16 protein-coding genes are annotated in these 19,183 nt (G+C 43.3%); 7 read left to right on the forward strand and 9 right to left on the reverse strand.

Translation table 11 applies throughout. From position 1 onward, the window contains the following. The 4 genes from N483_RS17930 to N483_RS17945 form a co-directional block, all read right to left on the reverse strand. Positions 1-1,610 (reverse strand): choice-of-anchor tandem repeat GloVer-containing protein (locus N483_RS17930; RefSeq protein ID WP_063383368.1); only part of this gene is annotated, 1,610 nt, incomplete at its 3' end. Positions 1,611-1,630: 20 nt separating this feature from the next. Next, positions 1,631-4,135, reverse strand: coding sequence for a TonB-dependent receptor (locus N483_RS17935; RefSeq protein WP_023398991.1), 2,505 nt, complete (start codon positions 4,133-4,135; stop codon positions 1,631-1,633). Positions 4,136-4,247: 112 nt separating this feature from the next. Next, positions 4,248-5,213 (reverse strand): FecR family protein, encoded by a 966-nt coding sequence (locus N483_RS17940; RefSeq protein WP_023398992.1) that lies wholly within the window; start codon positions 5,211-5,213, stop codon positions 4,248-4,250. Positions 5,214-5,232: 19 nt separating this feature from the next. Further along, positions 5,233-5,736 (reverse strand): sigma-70 family RNA polymerase sigma factor, encoded by a 504-nt coding sequence (locus N483_RS17945; RefSeq protein ID WP_023398993.1) that lies wholly within the window; start codon positions 5,734-5,736, stop codon positions 5,233-5,235. A gap of 939 nt (positions 5,737-6,675) precedes the next feature. On the opposite strand from N483_RS17945, the gene N483_RS17950 reads away from it, so the two are divergent. From N483_RS17950 to N483_RS17960, 3 genes are all read left to right on the forward strand, one after another. After that, the gene (locus N483_RS17950) at positions 6,676-8,646 is read left to right on the forward strand and encodes an ATP-binding protein (RefSeq protein WP_023398994.1); all 1,971 of its coding nucleotides are present in this window, start codon (positions 6,676-6,678) and stop codon (positions 8,644-8,646) included. Beyond that, positions 8,639-9,073: a response regulator gene (locus tag N483_RS17955; RefSeq protein ID WP_023398995.1), complete on the forward strand. Its 435-nt coding sequence runs from the start codon at positions 8,639-8,641 to the stop codon at positions 9,071-9,073. Before N483_RS17950 ends, N483_RS17955 begins: the two co-directional genes overlap by 8 nt. A 489-nt stretch (positions 9,074-9,562) precedes the next feature. After that, positions 9,563-9,838: a helix-turn-helix transcriptional regulator gene (locus N483_RS17960; protein ID WP_023398996.1), complete on the forward strand. Its 276-nt coding sequence runs from the start codon at positions 9,563-9,565 to the stop codon at positions 9,836-9,838. 447 nt (positions 9,839-10,285) lie between these two features. Here the strand turns inward: N483_RS17960 and N483_RS17965 are convergent, their stop codons facing one another. The 4 genes from N483_RS17965 to N483_RS17980 form a co-directional block, all read right to left on the reverse strand. After that, positions 10,286-10,543 (reverse strand): helix-turn-helix domain-containing protein, encoded by a 258-nt coding sequence (locus tag N483_RS17965; RefSeq protein ID WP_023398997.1) that lies wholly within the window; start codon positions 10,541-10,543, stop codon positions 10,286-10,288. 398 nt (positions 10,544-10,941) lie between these two features. Continuing rightward, positions 10,942-11,466, reverse strand: coding sequence for a TlpA family protein disulfide reductase (locus N483_RS17970; protein ID WP_023398998.1), 525 nt, complete (start codon positions 11,464-11,466; stop codon positions 10,942-10,944). A 308-nt stretch (positions 11,467-11,774) separates the two neighbouring features. Beyond that, entirely contained in the window at positions 11,775-12,227 is a 453-nt protein-coding gene (locus tag N483_RS17975; RefSeq protein ID WP_155250754.1) for a YbaN family protein, read from the reverse strand. 13 nt (positions 12,228-12,240) lie between these two features. Continuing rightward, on the reverse strand, positions 12,241-12,852 hold the full coding sequence (locus N483_RS17980; protein WP_023399000.1) for a biliverdin-producing heme oxygenase: 612 nt from the start codon (positions 12,850-12,852) through the stop codon (positions 12,241-12,243). A gap of 344 nt (positions 12,853-13,196) precedes the next feature. Here N483_RS17980 and N483_RS17985 point away from each other — a divergent pair, with 344 nt between their 5' ends. The 3 genes from N483_RS17985 (at position 13,197) to N483_RS17995 (ending at position 16,983) form a co-directional block, all read left to right on the forward strand. Beyond that, positions 13,197-14,384 carry a cellulase family glycosylhydrolase gene (locus N483_RS17985; protein WP_023399001.1) on the forward strand — a complete coding sequence of 396 codons (1,188 nt, stop codon included), beginning with the start codon at positions 13,197-13,199 and terminating at the stop codon, positions 14,382-14,384. Positions 14,385-14,663: 279 nt separating this feature from the next. Continuing rightward, positions 14,664-16,655, forward strand: a complete 1,992-nt coding sequence (locus N483_RS17990; protein WP_023399002.1) for a methyl-accepting chemotaxis protein — start codon at positions 14,664-14,666, stop codon at positions 16,653-16,655. Positions 16,656-16,764: 109 nt separating this feature from the next. Next, positions 16,765-16,983, forward strand: a complete 219-nt coding sequence (locus N483_RS17995; RefSeq protein WP_023399003.1) for a TIGR02450 family Trp-rich protein — start codon at positions 16,765-16,767, stop codon at positions 16,981-16,983. Positions 16,984-16,993: 10 nt separating this feature from the next. Here N483_RS17995 and N483_RS18000 read toward each other — a convergent pair whose 3' ends face one another. After that, positions 16,994-18,205, reverse strand: coding sequence for a helix-turn-helix domain-containing protein (locus N483_RS18000; protein ID WP_023399004.1), 1,212 nt, complete (start codon positions 18,203-18,205; stop codon positions 16,994-16,996). Between the two features lie 186 nt (positions 18,206-18,391). Between N483_RS18000 and N483_RS18005 the strand changes: the two genes are divergently transcribed. Beyond that, positions 18,392-19,102, forward strand: coding sequence for a DUF2306 domain-containing protein (locus tag N483_RS18005; protein WP_023399005.1), 711 nt, complete (start codon positions 18,392-18,394; stop codon positions 19,100-19,102). Positions 19,103-19,183 lie beyond the last annotated feature (81 nt).

Raw genomic sequence — 19,183 nt, forward strand, 5'->3', positions numbered from 1 at the left:
TCAGGCTCAGGCTCAGGTTCTGGCTCTGGTTCCGGCTCTGGATTGACTACCAGTTCAAGTGTGCGAACAAAGGCCTTTTGATCTGTATCCAGACAAGTGAGCACATAAGATTTGTCACCTTCCGACTCTGGCTCAATGGTTTCTTGACCCGTTGCATCCTTTTCACCTGCCCAATCACCGCTGGCAGTACAGCCACTGAGATTTGTGGATTGCCAGTGTAGCTCTAGACTCTCACCTAGTTCGAGCTGCGCTGTTTCAGTGGTAAAACTGAGGTCGTGTTGAGTGACAGAAAATTGAAAAACACCGCCTGAGTCTGTGGTATTGTTGCCGTTTGTTGCGCCATATATGGTTTGTGAACCATCAAGCAAGGTACCAGCGGATAGGCCCATAGGTGCGATTGAATCCTTGCCGGCAAAGTGCAGCACGACTTCATAAGTGTCTTTTGCTCTGTCTACATCAGTGGCATCTTCACTTAGGTTAATACGGTAGAGCGTACCGGACTCGCCATCGCTGCCACCGCTTGAAGTTGTGCCGTAAATGTTACCATCGGCGGCCAACACAAGGGGACCTGCTGGTTTATCACCATCTTGGCTATCTTCTTGTGTCGCAAAGGTGTGTAAAACAGTGAATCCGTTGTCATTGCTTTTGTGCATGCGCCAGATGGTTTTTTGTGACGTGCCGTAAAGCCAGTCACCGTGTTCGACGAGTCCGTTGGTTGCCAGCACATGATCGTCAATCAGCCCGTGAGTCTCATCATCAAAGCTCTTGAGTACAGTGACATCTGTGCTGCCATCTGTTGCGACATTGGTTAAGTCCACTTTAAATAAAGTACCGCTGGCAAAGTTATCACCTTCTAAGCCGTCATTACTGCCGGCACCTGCGGAATCTGCTGATTTATGCGCAAGGCCGTAAATAGCATTGTCAGCTGCACTAAAAACCAATGCAGCAGGTGATTGTCCTTTAGTGAAAACGTATAGATCGCCAGCTGCTTGCTTATATTCTTCGCGGCTGAAATCGACCAGCATAGCAAGTTCACCTGTGCTGCTGAGTCTTAGCAGTGCATAAAAGTCATCGCTGCGATCTGAGGCTGCGAAGTACACGTTGTCTTGTGAATCAACCGTAAGTAAGCCATGTATTTCAAATTTACCGCCATTAATACCTGACAGATCAAGGTCTGCCAGTGCATCTTGCATTTCTTCGCCTTCGCTCCACTTAAATAAGCTGGTTTTAGCGCCACCGTAAGCCATGCCTTGACCGTCGACAACAACATTTGTATCAAACGCTGTGATCTCGGTATTTAGAGAGTTGGCTTGCGTGTTGTAGTCAGTTAGCGCACCTTCAGTTAGCTGAGGTGTAAAATAATAAATACCGGACTGTCTGATTGAGGCAAAATCGCTACCGCCACCAGAGAGAAAAGTGCCGACAAGCTTGCCGCTGACCGGATGTAGTACGGGCGGCTTTGCAGGCAACATGCCCTTATCACCACCAAACATGATGGTTTGTGGTGTGCCAAACACATGTAATTGCTGCAGGTTGATCTCAGCGGCGCTTGCCAAGTTTGCGCTAACTAACGCGCTACTGATAAGTGCCAACTTAAAAGCTTTTCGCATGTTTATACCCTTGTCTTTAATTAAAATTTTGCTGTTATTCTTGCGATGACGCTGCGTCCCGGCGCAATCCAGTAAGAGGTGCCATTTGCCTCGGCATAATTGAGGTCCTTGAGGTTGTCAATCGACATGCGCAACTGAATATTTGGTGAGTATTGGTAGTCCAGCCACACGTCGTAAACTTCCCAGTCCACGACCTTCTCATAGGCTTTTCCACCGCGACCATCGTTGTCTTCAAAGCGCATTCTTGCGCCAACTTTTAGGCTGTTATCAAACAACTTTAATCCAAGTGTGATGGCGCCATTGTGTTTCGGAGGTGGAATGTAAAGCAGTCCGCCAGACTCAGTTTTACCTAAGTTTGTAGCGGGGAAACCGACCTGACTACCTAGTGGGAACGGGTTGTAGTCACCCAGGCCAGGATCGAAATTCATCTTGGTATAATTGAGCTCAGCAAACATCATTTTAGATTGATAATCAGCTTGTAGCTCTATGCCTTCAAAGCGGATCTCATCTTGCAAATTGACATAGCTGCGAATGCCACTTTTGTCGCTCACTGAGGTTGGACTCATCACCATCCCCTGAATGATGAAGTTGTCTACGGTGTTTTCGAACCAGCCTGTTTTAATAAACAGATCATGCTCTTTGGCCAACTGACTAAACTCAAAATTCATCCCCACTTCGTTGTTACGAGATTCTTCGGCTTGTAAGCCGGGGTTTGGGTAGAAAGGAAATTGGTTGCCCACATGCATCCCGAATAACAAAGTTTCAGTGATCGAGGGAGGGCGCACACCTTTGGCAGAACTGACATAAGCTTGAATTTCATCATTAAAGCGGTATGCAAATCGTAAGTTAGGTGAGACAAACTCGTCGTGGCGTGCCACGGAAAAATTAGTGTAGATCAGCGTCTTGCTCGGGGTGACACCGGGTGGATTGAGAATCGAACCAGAGTTGATCTCACCCTCTCCCTCGAGTGAAAAGTGCTCATATCTGACGCCCGCTTCAATGGACAGGTGTTCCCCATATTGCCACTCGGTCTGGAAAAACGCACTGCTCACTGCACGGTTTCCCCCAGGAGTTGCCCCTGTGAACCAAGTTGGGTCACCCGTTCCAGGCGTTTGTTGGATTGCTTGAGGCTGGGTCCAGTCTCTAAAGTATTCCACGCCTGTATTGAGCATGAGCAGTGAATCAGCTTCACTCAGCCAAGCATGTTCTAAGCTAAAGAATGAAATATTTTCGAGCACCAGACCAAAGGTATTGGTTTCATATTGCAACTCAAACTCCCCGTAGGGGTTAATTGAGTCTCCTAGCTCAAACTGATGCTGGCGCATTTGAGTTCGGTTGTAGTAAACACTTGAACTTAAATCAAAATAATCTGAGTTAGGGTTCCAGAAGTAATCTACTTTAATGGTGTCATTACTGAGTTTGCTGGTGGCACTGGGTTGCTCGGTTTCCCCTGTGGTTGAGCCCTCGTCGAAGTTGGCAGAGAAGCCCACATAACTCAGCTTTATGGCGTGTTGTTCGTTGATTTTATAGCTGGCCTTGAGCAAAGAGGACCATTGATCTTGCTCGGTAAATGAGCTGAGCGCATCAAAGTAGTTGTCATTGCCGGCATTACCACCGTGCTGACCAGGCTCAAACCTTCCGACGTGTTTGCGCCCAACCGCTGCGACCAGCTCAAGATCCTTTCCCAAGCGTACACCAGAGGCGAGTAAGCCTTGCATATGGTATGCGTTGCTGCCTGTTGCGAGCGCAACTTTGCTGCCGTGGTCTTGCCCTTCAAGTGCGAGATCAGCAAATTCCAGAGTGTTGAAATTTACGACACCGCCAATGGCACCTGCGCCGCCAGCGTGGCCGACGGGACCTTTTGCAATGTCAACACTAGAAAGCAGTTGGGGATCTAGATAGACAGTACCATTGGCGCCGTGTCCGCTGCGCTGAAAATTCTGTCTTGCTCCATCGATCATCACATTGACTCGACCAAAGTCTTGAATACCACGTACATTGACCGCGACTCCGGGTTCTTGTCGTGTTTGCGATGTGGTCACGCCGGGCACATTGTAGAAAATGTCAGAGGTATCTCGCGGTGCTACACGGGCAAGCTGATCTTGGCTTAATTTAGTGTCTGAAGAAGCGGATTGATAGATCTCTTTATGGGTATTATTACTGGCATATACCTCTAGCGTATCGAGCATGACCGCGTGTTCAAGGTTGCCTGATAGCGCTCGAATGACATAGCTACCATTGCTGGTTTTCTCAGCGTATAAACCTGTGCCTGCGAGCAACTGTTCAAAGCCATCACTCAGTACAAACGCGCCTTTTAACCCAGTTGTTTGGGCACTGCCTATCTGGTTGGGATCAAATTGCAACAGTACGCCTGTTTGCAGTGCCAAGGTATTGAGTGCCTCAGCTAAGCTGCCTTTGGGAATATCAAGTTGGTGTGCCTGTTGTGCCAAAACGGCGCTTGGTAGAGCAAGCCCTGTACACAACACAGCAGTAAAAATTGAGCGAGTAGCACTGTCGCCTATCATAAATAGTTCTCATTATTATTTAGAGCTACTTATAGGACGGGGCAGTAAAAAAAAACAGTACCCAAAAACTCAAAAAAACTAAAAAACTTTTATCCTTTTTTAAAAAGTCATTTTATTTCAAAGAGATAATCTGTAGGTAATTTGCTATAGAACTGTGCTTGATGGCTGGATCTGACGCCAGCATTTTCAGTGCTAAGTCGACATCATCGGTAGGGTAGACACCCGAAACACGGATCTGACTTAGCTTTTCATGCTGGTATACAAACACTCCTGGATAGTAGGACTCTAATGACTCCAGTAGCTCAGTCAGACTGATATCATTTGCAACTAATCTATTGTTTAACCATGCCAACCTGATGTCAGGGTTTGTTTGATAGGGCCCTGTTAGGTATTTATCTGCAACTTCCATAGCTTGGCCTTGTTGGCCAATTACACATCTATGTTGTGGTAAATAACAAAGTTCTACTTTGGACTCGCTCACCACGACATAGGTATCTTGCCCTTTGGTTTTCACTGAGAAGCTGGTCCCTAAAGCTGTTGCGCTGGTATCTTGGGTTTCGACGACCAAGGGCCATGAAGGATTTGTTTTTGCCTCAACATGTACTTCGCCTTTGTATAATCGAATCAATCTGGTGTCAGTATTGTATTCAATATCGATTTGCGTTTCGGCATTCAATGTTAATACGCTGCCATCTTGCAGCTGTATGGTTTGCGTTTGGCCTTTTAGGGTATAGTGATCTGCTGTGACGCCACTTAGTCCCAAATGATTTAGCAAAAATCCAAACCCTGCGAACAAAGTCACACTTAGGAAGGTTTTGCCAAGACTGACTGATCTGGGTTTATCTTTGTCTAGTACATTGTTGAGCACCCGAACGTTCAGGCCAGTATCTTCCGGGGTATCAAATTCGCCCCATAGTGCTTGTAATTCCGCGTAGGCTTTTTGATTGTCAGGATGTAAGTTAAGCCACTGATGATGGGCTTGAATATCTTCGTCGGCGGGCGAATCTGAATGGAGTAAAGCACACCAGTCTGCTGCCTGCTTGAGTTTATGTTGATAGCTGGTTTGATTCGCCGACATGAGTTTCTCTAGGTATTGATTAATCCATCAGTTGACTGTGGCAATGCAGCAATGTTTGTGCGATGTATTTTTGCACCATACTTTCAGAAACATTGAGTTGCGCAGCAATCTCTTTGTATTTCATGCCGTCTAAACGTGCCATCAAAAAGGCGCGTCGAGGTTTGTCTGCCAGACCTTCTAATAATCGCGATAGCGCTTCTAATCTTTGCATGGTTTCTAATACCGTTTCACATGAAGGCACTTGCTCTTGCTGCATTTCGGTTTGCGCTTCAATATAGGCTTGCTCGATGCGCTTGCGTCTCGCCTTATCTATGATCAAGCGATTGGCGATGGTTGCTAAGTATGCTCTTGGCTCTTTGACTTCGAGCAGATCTGTGGAGGAAGTCAGGGCCCTAATAAAGGTGTCCTGAGATAAATCCTGTGCATCGTGATGGCTATGTAGTTTTAGTTTGTTTTGTAAAAATCTAACTAACCAAAATTGGTTATCACGAATAAAAAGGTCCATGCCAGCGGAATTCGACACCTTTGTTCCTTACCATAGTGCATAAATAGGAATAATTATCATTAACGGTATCATTAATAAGATGGTGTAGCAAGTCTATTATTCTACGAATAAAACATTGCTCGATGCTGAATTTAGGGTTTTTTCTAGTTCATAATTATCAGAATTGTCAGTGCGAGCCGACAATATGGGACTAGCTTTTTTAGCTTTGGTACGGGGTAGGTGTTCCGCATTAAAAGCCTTATATTCTTTGGCTCCAGCAGTTTTTTAGCTGTTAATGAATATCACTAAAACCGTGTAATTTCTCGCAGCACAGGGGGGATGGGCAAGGAGTAGTATGAGTAAAAGCTTGGTCGCTTTGAAACTGATGAAAAATATTGTTTTGAAAGGGTCTAACGACCGAGCAAAATGTCGAGCGGTGTTGCGTGATTTGCATCTATCCATTTGTATTTTAATGCTTAAATTTTAGTCAAATAGACAATTGGCTAGGTGATCCACAAAATGTAAAGGCGATAACGATCAGCGATATCAAATACGATATACGCAAGTCTGTTTGCTATAAGTTTTCCACACTGTGTTAAATAATATGTAAATATGCCCGACTCAGGGTGATGATTTAGCTGAAAAATATCGAACTGAGTGCGAGGGGCTGGTACTTTGTAGCCCGACGAGGTTATCACTATCTGCGCTAATGAACCGTTGTTACCTTTTGTATTTTCTGTGTTTTTTATTTTAAGAGCTAGCTGTGTGATGGTTTTTTGTGGTAATAAACGCCCATTATTTCTCGCGAAACTTTAATTTTCAGCATGTTATAAAAATGTAGTGCGTTAATGGCGCAAAATACACAGATTCAATTACACTAAATGAAGCGTGTTTGTTTTCTTGGCAGGTAAACGCGTACCGACTTTTTGACTTAAAGTCATTTACCACTCATTGCGCGAGAATAAAAAGGAAATTGCTTTGCATATAGATGTAGAAAGTACAGGGAAGCGATTTAAATTATCTTTTATCGTGGTTTTTATCTGTGTCCTACTGAGTATGTTGGCATCTCTTTGGGTCTGGCAACTTGCTGATAATCAAGAAAAGCACCTCATTAAATTAACCGCGATTGCCAAGAGCGAATTAATTGAGCATCAATTTATCAATTCAATGCCTGCCATCATCAGTGCGCTGGAGCGCATGCGCAATCGCTGGGTGGCGCGAGAAGGACCGCCTTTTGAAGAGTGGCGATTGGATGCTCAGGATTATGTCAATGACCATGCTGGGCTGCGTGCTGTCGAGTGGGTAAACAGCGAGTATGTTGTTAAATGGGTTGTGCCACTGCAAGGCAACGAGTCGGCAGTGGATCTCGACTTGTCATTTGAGAAAAACAGATTAAAAGCCCTAGAGCGAGCAAAAGTCTCGAAAAACTTTTCATTGTCTAAGCCGGTTCAACTTGTTCAAGGCGGTAAAGGCTTTTTAGCGTATTTTCCGATTTATATTCACGGTAGATTTGACGGGTTTATTTTGGGCGTGTTTGACATATCCCAATTGGTAGATAGCTTGCTTCCGCATGAATTTATCAATGACTACAACATAGAAGTGTTGTCAGAGGGCAGCGTGATGTTTAGTAAAGTAGAGGCGGGTATGCAGTATGACGAGTCGACTGGTTTTAGTCATTCATTTGCACTGCATGGCGTAGACTGGGAGTTATTGCTGTGGCCCAAGCAAAGTCGTATTTCCGTTGATGACTCTGACATTCACTATATTGCTCTACTTAATGGACTGTTTGTCTCTTTCCTTGCAGGTATTGCTTCTTTTTATTTAATTAAATCTCGTATGTCTGAGCGGATCATTAGTGCACAAGATGTGGAACATAAAGCAACACTCGACAATGCCATTGATGGCATCATCACCATCGATGCACATGGTGTGATAACGAGCATCAACAACTCGGCAGTGAATATATTTGGTTACGCTAAAGAGGAAAGCATTGGCAAAAATTTCAGTGTATTTATGCCAAAAGCACATAGAGGTGAATGTGATCAAAACCTGATAGATGATTTAACGTCAGGAAACAAGAAGATCATCGGCACCGGTCAACGAGTAAAGGGTCAGCGCAAAAATGGCCAAATATTCCCTTTGGATTTAGGGGTTACGGGGTTTCGGGTTGCGGGAGAGCAGTTTTATTGTGGGGTAGTGAGAGATATTTCAAAGCAAGTAGCGATGGAGCGGGAGCGTGAGCAATTGATCGAGCGCTTGACCAAGTCTAATGAAGAGTTAGACAACTTTGCTTATATTGCCTCTCATGATTTAAAAGAGCCGTTACGAGCAATACAAAATCACGCTGGATTTTTAAAAGAGGACTATGAGACTGAACTGGGCGAAGATGGTGTCTATAAATTGGACCGTTTGGTATATCTAGGCTCCAAAATGGAGCAGCTCATTTCTAATCTGATGTATTTCTCAAGATTGGGTCGTGAGGAGCAAAGCAGCAAGCAGGTCAATATGGATGAAGCGCTCAGTCATGTGCTTGAACGCCTAACAGAGTCGCTGCAAGAACATAATGTCGAAGTGTTCGCAGAAGCCTTACCCAATGTGGTTGGCAACCAAACGCGATTAGAAGAGCTGTTATACAACTTAATAACGAACGGGTACAAATACAACTTATCGGAGCATAAATCTATTAATGTAAATTATGATTTAGAGCGGCATGCATTTTGTGTCAAAGATAATGGCATTGGCATTGATGCGCACTTTAAAACCGAAGTTTTCAGAATATTTAAGCGCCTAAATAGTAACAAAAAGTTTGGCGAGGGTACGGGAGCTGGTTTGACCTTTGCGAAAAAAATAGTTGAACAACACAAGGGTAAAATTTGGTTTGAGTCGGAGCTTGGAAAAGGAACAAGTTTCTATTTTACATTGAAGGAAAGTGAAGTCGAAAATGAATGACAATAAATTGATTTTGATTGTAGAAGACAGCGATGACGATTATTACGCGACTAATCGGGCATTTAAAAAAGACGGTAACCTATCAAATCCAATTGTACGATGTGAAGACGGGCAAGAAGCGCTGAATTACCTCAGTCAAGAGTGGACACCGTCACATCCAAAGCCGGCTATGATACTGTTGGATCTTAACCTACCGGGATTGGATGGTCGTCTCGTGTTAAAAGAAATAAAAAGCACTCGGCGTCTTGCAAACATCCCCATTGTGGTTTTGACAACCTCAGATGATGAAAAGGACATTGAGGAGTGCTATGACCTTGGGGCCAATACATATATTCAAAAGCCCGTTAAACTAGATTCATTATTTGATGCTGTACAAAAGCTTAAAGACTATTGGTTTCAGATTGCGATTTTACCAAAAGGAGACTAACCCCCGTAACGCTTATGGCTTTTAGACGAAATTATATTAGGTTGGTTGGGTACTCGCCCGCGCGGTAGGCGTTGCCTAGCCTAGTGTTTTGGTATGGCAGGGGCAAGTGCTTCTAGTGGACTTGTTTCGAAGAACCGCAATCAGTCACATTGAAACAGTTGAATTTATAGGCAATGTCAATAAAGCGCTGGTAGGAAAGTGTGATGCAATGACCCCTACTTATATTTCCCAGCGGACACATTGGTTTGTTCTAACCTCGCTTCTGGCTGCTGCACTCTGTTTTTCTACATCAATTATTGTTCAATACCTTTACTACACGCTGTTTTTCTTAGCTTTTGTATATGTGGGCTATAAGTGAGTGGATGCCTTTTATTAAAATTCGAAGATTTTTCCGCATGAAGCAAATTATATTGATGACAATGAAGTTTGTAAGTCACTATCAAAAATAAAATAAATATTTACCATCAATACTGATTGGCGAGGGAAGAGATGAAAAACAATGCAGTAAGAAGAAAAATAAAGGTGAATAACCTAATGGAAGAGGTACAGCATAACTTACGTCGAGTTCGCAAAAAGAACAAGCTGACGCAAAGTCAACTTGGTGCAAAACTCGATGTAGATCAAGCGACTATTAGTAATTTTGAGACCGGCAGAACAATTATGACAATGGCGCAGCTTTACGAAATGTATCTAATATTTGGTGATGATTTTGCCTGTCCTTATATTAGCTATACTGGCAATGGCAGTAGTCAAAATGCTGGCTAGCAATACGTTGATGCGCTGCAGCTGAGAGGCGCTTACGTCAAACCGTTTTGAACAGGTATCAGTCGTTTTTGTGAGCCTGTGATGTGTTAGGTGCTTTAAAATAGTGTCTGTTATGTCAAAAACACTGTCCATATACGATCACTGTTTACGGATTGAGAGTATGCTCATCTACTTGAGGTCAATATAAATTGCGGCACCTTTTCATCTGCCAATGTGTATTGAGCTGTGGTGTTGCAAACACTCTATTGTTGATAGTTTAAATGATCAGCTAGTTAGTATGACAGACAGCACAACAGCAGAGCCATGAATCAAAACAGTACTGTGTATGAGCTATTAATTTTTGAAATCGAATGCGGCGATCGACCTCTTAAGAGAGAACAATAATGAGAGGCGGTTTTAAAGGTTATCGTTGAAGAGAGATTTCAAAGTGCTTGGGCAATAGGGACGTTATTCGTCATCTTTGAACCGATGAGAGCCATCACTATCATTTATTTCGTCACTGATACTTTTGATCTGATTTAAGAGTGCTTTTGCATCAACTTTACAATAAAACAGCCATTTGAAAAAATGCCCTGTTCTAGGCTCACCTACACCCAATTCGTAGTTACTGACCGTTTCTCTAGTTATATTGAGTTTATCGGCCATCTGCTTTTGCGTAAGTCCTGCTTTTTTTCTCATCGCTTTAAGGTCATTACCACTTATCACATCATTATTCCTTTCCAAAATTTGAAGGTATTACTTTGATAGAGTTTATGTGGGCTTAAATCTTTAGCATGCATTGTGAAAATGAGTGCTTGGAATCATCTTTATATCAATAGTTATGGTAATAAATTTACCCAAGGCGGATACTTTCATGGTGCTTTGCCTACTTTTTTCCTCTGCGATGCTCAAAGTTAATTGTGTAATAAATGGTGTAAGGTCGTCGTGCATAAACTTAGTCAAACTTTCATATTGTTGATTCTTATGGTTATAAAAAAGCGAAAAGAATAGGCCCCTGTAATGAACTCGCGAGCAATTATTTAACTATGTGAGCAAGCGTCCCGTGTGGTCGTAAAAGCAAACTAAAAGAGAACCTGCCCATTGTAAGATAGTAAGGGCGCGAATTAGATTTTATCAGGCGTATTTTTATCTAATGCTTGCTGTATTGCGTCCAACATAGGCTGTGCCAGTCGTTCACTGAAACCTGCTTGTGTATAGCTGATCTGGCCATTTTTTTCTATGACCATGGTAAAGGGCAGGCCAGGTTTCTTAAATTTTTTGTACAGGACACCTTTTTTATCAAAAACAAACTCAACTTGCATTCCTCGCTGTTCAAATTGTCGAAGCAATTTTTTATATGTGCGCCGAGTTTGTCCTAGCTTGCCCTCTTCTTTTGTATTGACAACAATGACTCGAATACGATTGTTTGTGAGCTTACGTTGAAGCCCCTCAAGAAGCGGAAGTAGCTGCTTACAGTATACACACCATGAGGCCCAGAACGTCACAATTGTGGGTGTGGTGGTACTGCGAAATACCGGCTCACCTAGCTTATTTTGACCGATCACCTGATCGGCACCAAAATGTGTGATGTTCGCGTTTACCGAGGCAGTAAAACACAGTACAAATAATAGCATCAGGTATCTTTTCATTCAGTGGGCCCTGTTAGAGATGTGTGCGCAATAGCGCGGGTTTAAGTGCCTTTAATATTTTAAAACGCTCTTTTTTTATCATGATAACAGTGATTTGGCAATTGTCCCTAATTTAGGTTGCTTCATGGTGGGCGTATGAGGGAAGGCTATCTGTTCTTTGGTTTAATATGTGATTCTTGGGTGAAGTAGCTTGTTCGTTTGAGCAGTTACGGTGACGAAATACACTGGTATAAATAAGCTTGTTGATACCCCAAGACGTGGCGCCAATTTAATTGCGCGCCTTACACGGTGCATCCGATATTGCTGTACTAAAGAGTGATAGACCAGCAGCTAAACAGGATTATCGCAACCATACTCAGTAACACATTTCCGTGTTTTTGGCGTATTAAATTGGGTTGGTCGGCTGTGCTATTCGGCTTAGCAAACAAATAATTACAGATAAATGCGAAAAGAACTGCAAGTGCAATTTGCAACCAGCCAAAAGACAGCGCATAACCAGATATCAGCACGCTTGCCAGCATACCTATTGCCGCAAAGTATTTTGCTTTCTTAGGCACTACTTTGTGCCTTTGCCAATTGCTTAGTGTCACACCAAATTGGGGATGTGTGAGCAACCAATGTTCGAGGCGTTTAGACGACTTGGAGAAGCACCACAGTGCCATAATTAAAAATACCGTAGTTGGCATGATTGGCAATAAAGCGCCAATCACAGCCAATCCAAGCGATACAATACCACCGGCAAAATAGCCATACTTCAACATATTACGTTGTACGTTAAGCGACATGGGTACTTGGTGAATGAGTATAGCTGAGCTCTACCAGCTCATTAGCAAATTTAAATGCAGCTTGTGCACCAGTTAACATGGCCTGTTCTTGGTCCTCACTGAGCTCTACCTTTTCAATGCTTTGCATGAACTCTCTCCAATGAGCGCCCCTGCCGACCTCTGAACCCGCTAGAAAGCGTGCACCATATTTCTCACTTAGCCCTAGCTTTTCAGCCTCTTTGGCCAAAATGGCCGCGCCAAGCTTTGAGCCTTCAATGACATATAACCAGCCTAAACTTTCAAAATGAGAGGTGTTAAGCTCGCTCAGTGTAGGCATAGTAGCTGGCTGTGGCATGTTTAAATCTTGAAAGTCTGCAAGCAGTTGAGCACTGCGATCTCTAGCTTGCAGATCTGGGATAATGGTTGCTAATTGAGCATCTTGATACAGTGCTGCAACGTGCTTCATTAAATAGTATTGGTAGCGCAAAAAATGACCATAATTGGCTTTGTTTTCAAACGGTGACTGCGCCATGATCTTTTTGTCGAGTTGGTCATGAACACTGGATGTTGATGTTCTAAGTTTACTCATTCTAGGGTAGTTAGATGATTTTAAGCTGCTCATATTTTTCTAATTTAATTGGTCATATAAATAAGAACGTATGAGCGATAAAAACCCTTACCATATACTTTGTGTTTATTTTTAACTTTTTGTTATTTAAATAATTTTGTGGGCTTGTGAACTGCATAAGTTGGTTCAGTGAATTGCTCTGGCCAAGGTAACCCTGGGGTGCTACACGCGATTATTAGCTCACTATTAACCAATGGGTGTGCTTGCTTTTTAAACACATATCAAACCAATAGCAATACTTTACGATCAATCATCCGCCAAAACCTAGCCATTTCAAATGAAAGTCTCTATATCTCAATTGGGAACATTATTGTAAATAACATGTAAAGGAAAGCGCGATGAAAAAGCGATATTTAAGTGCCCTCACAGTGTGTTTGGGACTAGCTGCCAGTCATGCTGATGCGGCAAGTTGTGCAGATACCAATGTCTATCCGAATTGGCCACAATCTGATTGGCAGGGTCAGCCGAGCCATGCAAATACTGGCGACAAACTTGTCCATAACAATATATTGTATCAAGCCAAATGGTGGACCAGTGCGGAGCCTGGAACCAGTTCGGCATGGCGGTATTTAGGCCGTTGTGATGATGCAACACAGATCACGCCGGTTGAAAAATACGGTCGTTTAAAGGTGTGTGGTACGGGACTGTGCAGCGAATCAAACCAGCGTGTGCAGCTTCGTGGCATGAGCAGTCACGGTCTGCAGTGGCATGGGTTAGGTAAATGTTTAACTGAAAAAAGTTTGGATGTATTAGCGTTTGACTGGCAAGCTGATATTTTGCGTTTGAGCTTGTATGTACAAGAAGGCGGATATGAAACAGATCCGGTTGGCTTTACTAACCAAATGCACCAACTCATTGAAATGGCGAGCCAGCGTGGGCTATATGTGTTGGTTGACTGGCACCAGCTTGATCCGGGCGACCCAAACTACAATGTTGAAGGGGCTAAAAAGTTTTTCACTGATATTGTGACCAAGCACAAACACCGCAATAACCTGATCTATGATATTGCCAACGAACCAAATGGCGTTCCTTGGTCAGCGGTACGCCACTATGCTGAGCAGGTTATTCCTGTGATCCGTGCGATTCAACCTAATGCTCTTATTATGGTCGGAACTCACGGGTGGTCTACGTTTGGTGCATCAATGGCGGATGGCGATTTACAAGATGTGATCAACGACCCAGTGCCATTCGACAATATTATGTACACCTTCCATTTTTATGCTGCTGCACACACCGAATATCATCGCAATATGCTGGATAGAGCCTCAGATATTTTTCCTGTGTTTGTCAGCGAGTTTGGCACTCAGCACTACACAGGTGGCGGTGCAAATGACTTCATCAGCTCGCAAAAATACATCGACCTGATGGCACGAAAAAAAATCAGTTGGACCAACTGGAATTATTCAGACGATCCGCTGAGTGGGGCTGCTTGGCAAGTGGGCAGCTGTGCGGCGCAAGACTTTTCAGACGCTCAATTGAAAGAAGCGGGTGCTTGGATAAAGGCGAAAATACAAGAGGGACGTTAGTTGTCAGCGCGTTGCTAATCAAACAGTAAAAAAGAGAGTAATAGCTCTCTTTTTTATTTAATTTTTTGGAATAATTACAGAGCGGTTTAAATGTCGCTAGTTTATTCATAGTACTGACTTATTTGGCTTTTTACCTTTACTGGGGAAATTTAGGTATGCATGGTTAATTTTAATATTTTCAAAAAGATGGGGTTTTTGAATAAATAATTTGCAACAAAGTGAGCTGTACTATAGTTTACTTCGTAAAAAAAATGTTTAAGAAAAAATAGTGGTGAAGTGATGTTACAAGCAATTGCTCGATTTGTATCTAGCCATATGACAACAGTTGTATTACTTCCATGTTTACTCTTAGGCGCAGTGATTTTTTATGATGTATCAATGTCAGCGAAACGGATGAACGACGCGTATGATGCAGAGTACAATGCGTTTTTGAGTCATATGGTGTTGAGTGTGATCCATGAAACACAAAAAGAACGAGGGGCCTCTGCAGGGTTTATTGGTTCCAAAGGCACAAAGTTTAAGGACAAGTTACGTCAGCAACGCAGTCAAACAGACAAACAGATTGCCAAGTTAGCGGAAGAAAAACAACACTGGCAATTGATGCCTGAAATGGCTAAAGAGTTGGCTGAATTTGAAAGTAAGTTCCGCCAGTTATCTCAGATCCGTAGTCGTGTAGACACCTTATCCATCCCGCTTTCAGAAGCGCTGAAATATTACACGGATATCAACCTCAAAGCGCTGCATATGGTGATCACAGCCTCGCGATTGAGCAATGACCACACCATCGCCACCGAGCTGGTTGCGATTTATAATTTCTCAAGTGCCAAAGAATCGGCTGGTATTGAACGCGCGGTGCTGTCAAATGTGCTGAGTCGCGATAGCTTTACACCAGCGTTAAAAACCAAACATGTGGCCTTGATGACCAAGCAAGATGTGTATTTAGAAGAAGCGCTTGAAGCGTCGCCTCCAATCATGAAAAGAATTTTTCAGCAAGCACTGAGTGACAATGCCTTTCAAGCAGTTGCACGCTATCGCAGTGCGGTTGAAAACAAAAATGCCAATTTTGGCTTAGATGCAGAGGCGTGGTTTAAAGCCGCGACTGAGCGGATCAATGTGTTAAAAGAGTCCGAAGAAGAGGCGCTTACATTGGTTGACAAGACCGCGATAAAGATCCAACAACACGCTGTTTTGGTGTTGGTGATTGAGTTGATTATTTTAGTGGTTGGATTGGTGATCACCGCGTCACTGTTCTTTGCCATTCGTTTGCGTCGCCGACAGTCAGCAAAAATCGCTGAGGGTATCGATATTGCAATGTTACATAAAAACTTAGGTCATGAAATTGGTGTAATTTCAAAAGATGACCTAGGAAAATCGGCAAACAACATCAATAAACTCACGCGACAATTTGAAGACGATTTAGTCGAGTTTGCTAAAGTGTCTTCAAACATCGCTAATGCCTCGCAAGAAACGGCGGCGGCGATCCAGCAAAGCCAAGAGAATTTAATTAGTCAGCAGTCAGGGATCCAAACCATTGCCTCTGCCTCAGAGCAAATGAGCGCCAATATTCAAGTCATTGCAAACTCCATGAATGAAAACGCTGTAGCGGCTAAAACGGTGACGCAAGAATCTCTTCAAGGACAGCAAGTTGTGGCGGATGCGGTGCAGGTGATACAGCAGGCATCCGATGATATGGCGCGGTCTGCCAAAACGGTTGATGCACTGAATGAGCGTGTTGGTAGTATCTCATCTATGGTCGAAATGATAAAAAGCATTGCTGAGCAAACTAACTTGCTGGCGCTAAATGCTGCAATTGAGGCCGCCCGAGCCGGGGAGCAAGGTCGTGGGTTTGCTGTGGTTGCCGATGAAGTCCGCAGCTTGGCGAGCCGTACGCAAAAATCAACAGAAGAGATATCAGCCTTGGTGACTGAGTTGCAATCCAGCTCTTCAGAGGCCTCTAATGTGATCACGAAAGGCAAAGAAAATGCCTTAGAAGCGGCAGAGCGGGCAGAAGAAATCAAACGCGCACTCGAGCAAATTGTAGAGCAAGCGCAGCAGGTTGAGCTGGTGACCGAGTCGGTGTCGAGTAATACGCAGCAGCAAAGTAATGCGATTGATGAAGTGAGTAAAAACATCAATGGTATTTTCCAAAAAGCAACGGAAAATGTCAGCGGCGCAGAGCAAATCAATGTTGCTGCTATTGATATTGCTGAGGCTGCTAAAGTGATGGATAAGCTGATCGCTGAATATACGGTAAGCCAATCAGTACGATAATGAAGTCGGTGGGTATATCGAAGTGGTTATACCCGCCGGTTGCATATCTAATTGATCCCAGACGATTGTGCGGTCGTATCATGCTGTAAAACAGCGAATATGAACACTTATGCAGCATGCCCTTAATCCTAGAAAGCTACTAAATAGCAAGTGGACATCGGTCAGTCCTACTCACAAAGAGAAGCATTTTATTGTCACGTCGGTCGAATTTGACGAGCAGGGATGTGTGATTGAATGTCTCATTGAAGCGCTGATGACCCGGCGTGAAGTTGCCATCAACTGGCGCGAGTTAAAAGATCCTAAAATGTGGAAAATAGGATGGCAATAATCTTAAACCACTATTGATTGCCATCTAGTTGATGCTGTTTCCGATAAGCGCTAGGGGTCAGCGAAGTGTGTTTTTTAAAGGCGGTATAGAATGCCGACTTGGAATTAAAACCAACTTGCATGGCAATCGTGAGGATAGAGTCTTGCTCCTGCGCCAAAAGTTGTTTCGCAGCGTCGACACGATGTTGATTGACGAAGTCGAAGAAACGCATTCCGAGTGTCTCATTGAGTGTTTGCGAAATGTAGTGACTGGGTGTATGAATGTGCTTGGCAAGTTTAGGTAAGGATAAACTTGCGTCTAGGTAGTGCTTATCCGTCACCATGGCGTGTTGCAATTTGGTGGCTATTTGAGAAGCGCGCTGATGGTCCAGTGCGCTGCGTTGGTACTTCACTTGTTCTGCGGAAATTGGATCTGGCATAAATTCATGGCTATCTGCTATTTCATAACATTCAGTGAACCCTGGTTTTTGTCTTAAGCCCCACAAAGCGAGACTGTATACAAGGAGCAGGAGCATCATTGCATAAAGGTGTTGATCAAATTGAATTGGGCTAAAAAGGTTGTCTAAAAACAAATCCAGAGCAATAAATAACCATACCCCACCAACCGAGAGTAAAAGCCAGACTAACCAACGTAGCTCCTTTTGTTCTGTTGACGCAAAAACATCTTTCAGTTGATTGTGATAGTGATGCAGCCTGTTGATGAGTTTGTAAAAGTACCAGGCAGATTGCACTATCCAGCCCAATACACAGACAAAAGTCACAATTAATAAACCGTAAATAACGTTGCGAAGCAATGTTGGGGCTTGCTCTACGAGCGTCAGATCATCATTTACTAAAATGGCGTAGCGATATTGCTCTGGTAATATCAGCGCTACCAGTGCTATCAGACAGCCAAATCCGCTTGGCGCAAAATGCTTTATATCGCTTTTTTGAAATGACCAAGGTGTTTGGCAGGTTAGCCCTTTGCTGTATAGCCATAAACTGGGGGCAACAAGTAGTAACGCGGGTAGACAGAAGATTAAGTGCAATACTTGAAAGCTAACTGGCAATAATGTTTTGCTAATGGGCAATGCACTAATGAAGCCGATAGCAAGTAAACACCCAGCTAAAGGTCTGTAAACTTGCCAGTTCCGAGCACGCAATAAAAGCTGGTGAGCGCTGATTATGATCACGCTAAGGGTTGCAATTTGGAGTGCAAATAGGCTTGGTGGCTCGGTCATCATATGCGTTGCAAAGCTCTTTTTAGAACGGTCTCTAAAATTAAAGTTAGTAGTTAAAACAACATATTAAAATTAATTGTTAGGTTGAAATAACCCCATAAAAGTTCTCGCCAATCAGCGCGGACGACACTTTTTTAGTCATCTTACATAATCAACTCACACATCACCAATGAAATAAGTGAGCAAGTAATGACGCAAAAAAATCGACAAATACCATTCAACTGGCCAGTTGTCAGTGGTCTACTTCTGATCACTGCTATCCCAGGCATACCAGCCATCATTATTGTGGCCCTTGTATTGTTGGGAGCGGGAACTGTGGCAGGGATATCAAATATCATTAACCCTCAATACTTTTCGACACCTGCTGCGATTTTAACACACGGTTTTTCAGGAGCAGTGTTCTTTTTAACCATGCCTTGGCAGTTTTCACCACGCATTCGTTTGTACTATCCAAAATGGCACAAATTCGCTGGGCGCATCGCTGCTGTATCGGGATGTGTTATGGCACTCTCTGGTATTTGGATGCATTTAGTATTGACTCCCGATGAGTTGGGCGCGCGATTTATTGCTTTGGTTACCATGAGTGTGGCAATTGTTGGGGCGTTTGGTATCGCCATTTGGTACGTATTACAAGGGCAAATAATAGCGCACAAAAAATGGATGATGCGTGCTATCGCTATTTGTTTAGCAGCTATCACACCGTTATTTCTCGGTGCGATTTTACAATTGCTCTTGGGTAGTTGGCAGGAAACCTTTAAAGGGGTTTTTGGATTTTACCACGACTATGACCGGCTAATCGCAATGACGATAAACTTGTTACTAGTTGAGTGGTTGGATAAGAGGCAGGCAAAGGCAATAGACAAAAATAAAGATGATATGGTAAGTGCATCTGCTGGTTAGGTATGACAGTGGGTGGGCGTTTAGCAAAGTATGATTATCAATAATTTTTTGAAACTAATTTATTATTAATAGCTATTATCA

Origin of the sequence: Pseudoalteromonas luteoviolacea NCIMB 1944, from assembly GCF_001625565.1 — a bacterium.
Lineage (GTDB): Bacteria > Pseudomonadota > Gammaproteobacteria > Enterobacterales > Alteromonadaceae > Pseudoalteromonas > Pseudoalteromonas luteoviolacea_F.